Raw genomic sequence first — 4,453 nt, 5'->3', positions numbered from 1 at the left:
CCCTGAGGTTGCAGCGGCGGCCAGCAAGGTGGCGGCACAGCCACTGGTGCGCGCGGCCTTGGTTGAAACCCAGCGCCGGTTCGCGCGCGAGCGTGGGGCCGTGCTGGATGGGCGCGATATCGGCACGGTGATTTTTCCTGATGCCGATTTCAAGCTGTTCATTACCGCCTCGCCCGCCACACGCGCCCTGCGGCGCTTTTTGCAGACAGGGGGCGATGTCACGGCCCCGGAGGCTCCGCAGCAACTGCACGAGATGGAAGAAGCCCTGCGCGCGCGTGATGCGGCGGATGCCGGGCGCGAAACCGCTCCCCTGTGCATTGCCGAGGATGCCTGCGTGATCGAAACCGATACGCTGGATGCCGCCGCCGTACTGGCCGAGGCCCTGCGGTTGGCCCGGGCGCGACTCGCCGGAGAAACAGTGGGCTGAGGCCTTTCCCGCCTCGGGCACGGCTTTACGTCCCGGCAGCATGGGGGGAGCAGGCCGGGCCTGAACGGTCTGGAAACTTTGGTGATTTTGCCCGCGCAGCACACGGGCTTTTATCGTGTGGCTGGGGGCGGGGGCGTATGAATGCCTCCTGCCCGTTTGTTTGAGTTGACAAACCCTGCCCGCGTGGTCTCTGTGCAATCATGGTTTGCCCGGATAACGCGGGCAATCAGGGTCGGCGGCCTTATGCGGCCGGCGTAGACAAGGTCTGCACTACAGTGGTGGGGGAAGGCTCCCGCTTGCTGGCCAGACAAGACGTGCCGCGTCATGCGGGGCGCAGGAACAGCCCGTCCGCCCCAACAAGGGAGCCGGTTCGGTGCAGGATTAACGGTTACACATGGCTTCAGCCACCCTTGATGCCACGGATCATTTCCGCGGCGAAGATTTTGCATCCCTTCTTGACGAAACCCTGGGCCGCGACACCGGCTTCGACGGGTCCGTTGTCCGTGGCCGTATCGTCCGTCTGACGGATGACTACGCGATCGTTGATGTCGGCCTGAAGAGCGAAGGCCGCGTGGCCCTGCGCGAATTCGCCCCCCCGGTGCCAAGCCCGAAATCCAGCCCGGCGACGTGGTGGAACTGTATGTCGAACGGTATGAAGACCGTGACGGCAGCATTGTTCTGTCCCGCGAGAAGGCCCGCCGCGAGGAAGCCTGGACCAGCCTGGAAAAGGCGTTCGAGGCCAACCAGCGCGTGAACGGCACCATCTATGGTCGCGTCAAGGGCGGCTTTACGGTGGATCTGGGCGGCGCCATGGCGTTCCTGCCCGGCAGCCAGGTAGATATCCGCCCCGTGCGCGATGTCGGCCCGCTGATGGGTGTTCCCCAGCCTTTCCAGATCCTGAAAATGGATCGTGCCCGTGGCAACATCGTTGTGTCGCGTCGCGCCGTGCTGGAAGAAACCCGCGCCGAACAGCGCAGCGAGCTGATCCAGGGCCTGACCGAAGGCATGATCCTCGATGGCGTGGTCAAGAACATCACCGACTACGGCGCGTTCGTGGATCTGGGTGGCGTCGATGGCCTGCTGCATGTGACCGACATCGCCTGGAAGCGTATCAACCACCCGTCCGAAGCGCTGCAGATTGGCCAGCCCGTGCGCGTGCAGGTGATCCGCTTCAACTCCGACACGCAGCGTATCTCGCTGGGCATGAAGCAGCTTGAAGCTGATCCGTGGGAGAACGTGGCGCTTAAGTACCCGCCGGGTGCCCGCTTCACGGGCCGCGTGACCAACATCACCGATTACGGCGCGTTCGTCGAGCTGGAACCGGGTGTCGAAGGTCTGGTGCACGTGTCCGAAATGTCCTGGACGAAGAAGAACGTCCATCCGGGCAAGATCGTCGCGACTTCTCAGGAAGTGGACGTGATGGTTCTGGATGTGGACAGCGCCAAGCGCCGTATCTCTCTGGGTCTCAAGCAGGTTCAGCGCAACCCGTGGGAGCAGTTCGCCGAAGAGTACAAGGTCGGTTCGACCGTGGAAGGCGAAATCCGCAACATCACGGAATTCGGCCTGTTCATCGGCCTGTCCGCGGATATCGACGGCATGGTTCACATGTCCGACCTGTCCTGGGACGAAGCTGGCGAAGAAGCATGAAGCACTACGAAAAGGGCCAGGTCGTAAAGGCCAAGGTTCTGGACGTGGATGTCGAGAAAGAGCGTATCTCTCTCGGTATCAAGCAGCTTCAGGAAGATCCGGCAGCCGATGCCCTCGCAACCATCCAGAAGGGCACCATCGTCACCTGCATCGTGACGGCTGTTCAGTCCAACGGGATCGAAGTGAAGGTGGACGACGTTCTGAGCGGCTTTATCCGTCGTGCAGAACTGGCCCGCGACAAGGCCGAGCAGCGCCCCGAGCGCTTCGCGGTTGGTGAGCGCGTGGATGCCAAGGTGGTGTCCGTTGACCGCGCTTCCCGCAAGGTGGCCCTGACCATCAAGGGTCGCGAGATGGAAGAAGACAAGCAGGCTATCAGCGACTACGGTTCCGCTGACAGCGGCGCGTCCCTCGGTGATATCCTCGGCGCGGCTATCCGTCGTCGTAACACCGAAGACTGATCCTGATCGGTTGGTGCCGGGGGCAACCCCGGCGCTGGCTGGTGCAGGCCGGTTTCGGCTTGAATACAAAAAAGGCGTCGCGGTTTTCGCGACGCCTTTTTTTATGCCCGGTTTTTACGGGGGCAGAGTTTACAGAACCGGGTCGTCATGGCCGGTCATTTCGCGGCGGATATAGCGCATGGGCACAAGCCCACGGCTGAGTAGGCCATCATGGAAGGCATGGAGCGAGAAGTCTTTCCCGGCGGTTTTCTGCATGTCTGCGCGTAGGTGCAGGATCATGAGCTTACCTAGAAGATAGGAGTAATAGCCGGGGTCCATCGTGCCCCGGCGGGCTTCCTTATAGGCGGCGGTGGGGCTCTGGTAGCATTCATGCTGCATCAGGGCGGTGGCATCCTGCACGCTCATATTCTGGGCATGAAGGCCAAAGGCTACCAGAAAACGGCAGTCACGCAGCAGGGCATCCTGCAACTGGGCCAGATGCAGGCGCGGCGTGGCACCATGAAAGCCCTGCTCTACCATCATCTGCTCAACATAATGCGCCCAGCCTTCGGTGGTGGCGTAGGACTGCGCGCTCTTGCGGGTGAGCGACCATTGCGGGTTGGCGCGCAGGTATAGCCCCTGCACGAAATGCCCCGGCATGGCCTCGTGTATGGTGGTGTCGAGCATGGTGGGCGTGTTGGCGTTGCCCATCGCCTCTTCAATACTGTCGGCATTGCTGCCCAGTGCTATGGGCGTGATGTAGTAATAGGATGTGGTGGCCACGCGCTCGAACGGGCCGGGCCAGTCCGTGGCGGCGGTGATCAGCGAGCGCTCGAAGGCGGGCGTGCTGGTGACCACGGGCAGGGTCATGGCGGGCAGTGTTACCAGTTTGTGCGCCACCACAAAACGCTGCGCGTCCACAAGCTGGTTCTGCACAAGCGGGATCAGCATCGGGAAAAGTATGGTCGCGGCGCAGGTTGTCCAGTGCGCGCTCGGGGTGCAGGGGGTTTACGGCCCGCGCGGCATCATCGAGCGCTGCCTGATCGTGGCGGAGCTGGTCGCGCCCGGCGGCAATTACCTGCTCCAGTGGCTGGTGCACCCCTTCGGTGGCCAGCATGGCGCTGAGTGTGTCAGCTCCTAGCACAAAAGAGCCATCGGGCTTGAGCGTGCAAGATAGCGCTGGTAGGCGTTCAGAGCGGCCAGAGCGCTTTTGGTGCTGGCCCGTAGCTCGGCCCGTGCCTTGCGGTCGGGGATGGCATCAAACGCCGCGGGAATGACCTGTTCCACGAAGCTGAGTGCTCCGGCCAGATCTTCCTGCGCGATTTCGATGAAGATATCAGGCACATGCGTCAACTGGGCCTCGCCAGTGGCCAGCATGCCCGGAATCTGTCGCTCGCGGGCAATGACGGCGCGCAGCCTGTCACCCACGGGGGCGAAGTTCCTGTCCACCAGACTATACAGCCCGTCCGTGGCCAGATTGACGTAAAAATCCGGGTTGTGGAGGAAAGGCTGAACCTGTTCGTTTTCGATCAGGCTCAGGTCTATTTCACCCAGCAGGATGTCGCGGTCGTCCTGCCTGTCGGGCGGCAGGGCCGAAACATCCAGCGCGGCCAGTGCCGTGCGTTCGGCATGCAGCCGGTCGGTGCGGGCGTTGATGGCGGCAAGGCTGGTATTGTCCAGCATGCTGTCTGATGTGTGGATGCCAAGCTGTGTGGCGCTGACCGGGCTGTCTGCCCATTCGGCCTCAAAATGCGCTTTTTCCAGCGTGTCGAGTGTGGCGGCGGTATCGGCATGGGCCATGCTGGTGGCCAGCAGGGCCATGGCGGCTCCGGCCATCAGGCTCGTGCGTATGCCGGTGCGTTTTCTGGTCTGGTGCTTTGCATGGGGCTGAACGGGGCGGCCAGCCCGGTTCGGTAACGTAATGTCTGAGAGCATGCGAGGC

At 62.7% G+C, this 4,453-nt stretch carries 4 protein-coding genes and 1 pseudogene; 3 read left to right on the top strand and 2 right to left on the bottom strand.

Translation table 11 applies throughout. The features are described 5' to 3' along the window. Both JCM25143_RS14505 and rpsA read left to right on the top strand, forming a co-directional pair. Positions 1-427 (top strand): (d)CMP kinase (locus JCM25143_RS14505; protein ID WP_025861745.1); only part of this gene is annotated, 427 nt, incomplete at its 5' end. 394 nt (positions 428-821) lie between these two features. Further along, positions 822-2,532, top strand: a pseudogene (rpsA, locus tag JCM25143_RS20160) (30S ribosomal protein S1). A gap of 129 nt (positions 2,533-2,661) precedes the next feature. Here rpsA and JCM25143_RS20155 read toward each other — a convergent pair. Continuing rightward, positions 2,662-3,462 carry a DUF885 family protein gene (locus JCM25143_RS20155; RefSeq protein ID WP_051543414.1) on the bottom strand — a complete coding sequence of 267 codons (801 nt, stop codon included), beginning with the start codon at positions 3,460-3,462 and terminating at the stop codon, positions 2,662-2,664. 10 nt (positions 3,463-3,472) lie between these two features. Between JCM25143_RS20155 and JCM25143_RS21115 the strand changes: the two genes are divergently transcribed. Next, a complete protein-coding gene (locus JCM25143_RS21115) occupies positions 3,473-3,652 on the top strand; it encodes a hypothetical protein (protein WP_051543413.1) in 180 nt (59 codons plus the stop codon). Here JCM25143_RS21115 and JCM25143_RS20150 read toward each other — a convergent pair. Then, positions 3,649-4,453 (bottom strand): DUF885 family protein (locus JCM25143_RS20150; protein ID WP_234395344.1); only part of this gene is annotated, 805 nt, incomplete at its 5' end. The two genes, JCM25143_RS21115 and JCM25143_RS20150, sit on opposite strands and share 4 nt — an antisense overlap.

This window comes from Acetobacter papayae JCM 25143, assembly GCF_000613285.1.
In the GTDB taxonomy this organism is placed as follows: domain Bacteria; phylum Pseudomonadota; class Alphaproteobacteria; order Acetobacterales; family Acetobacteraceae; genus Acetobacter; species Acetobacter papayae.
The sequence above is the reverse complement of the archived record's forward strand: the minus strand, read 5'-3'. Positions and strand labels throughout refer to the sequence as shown.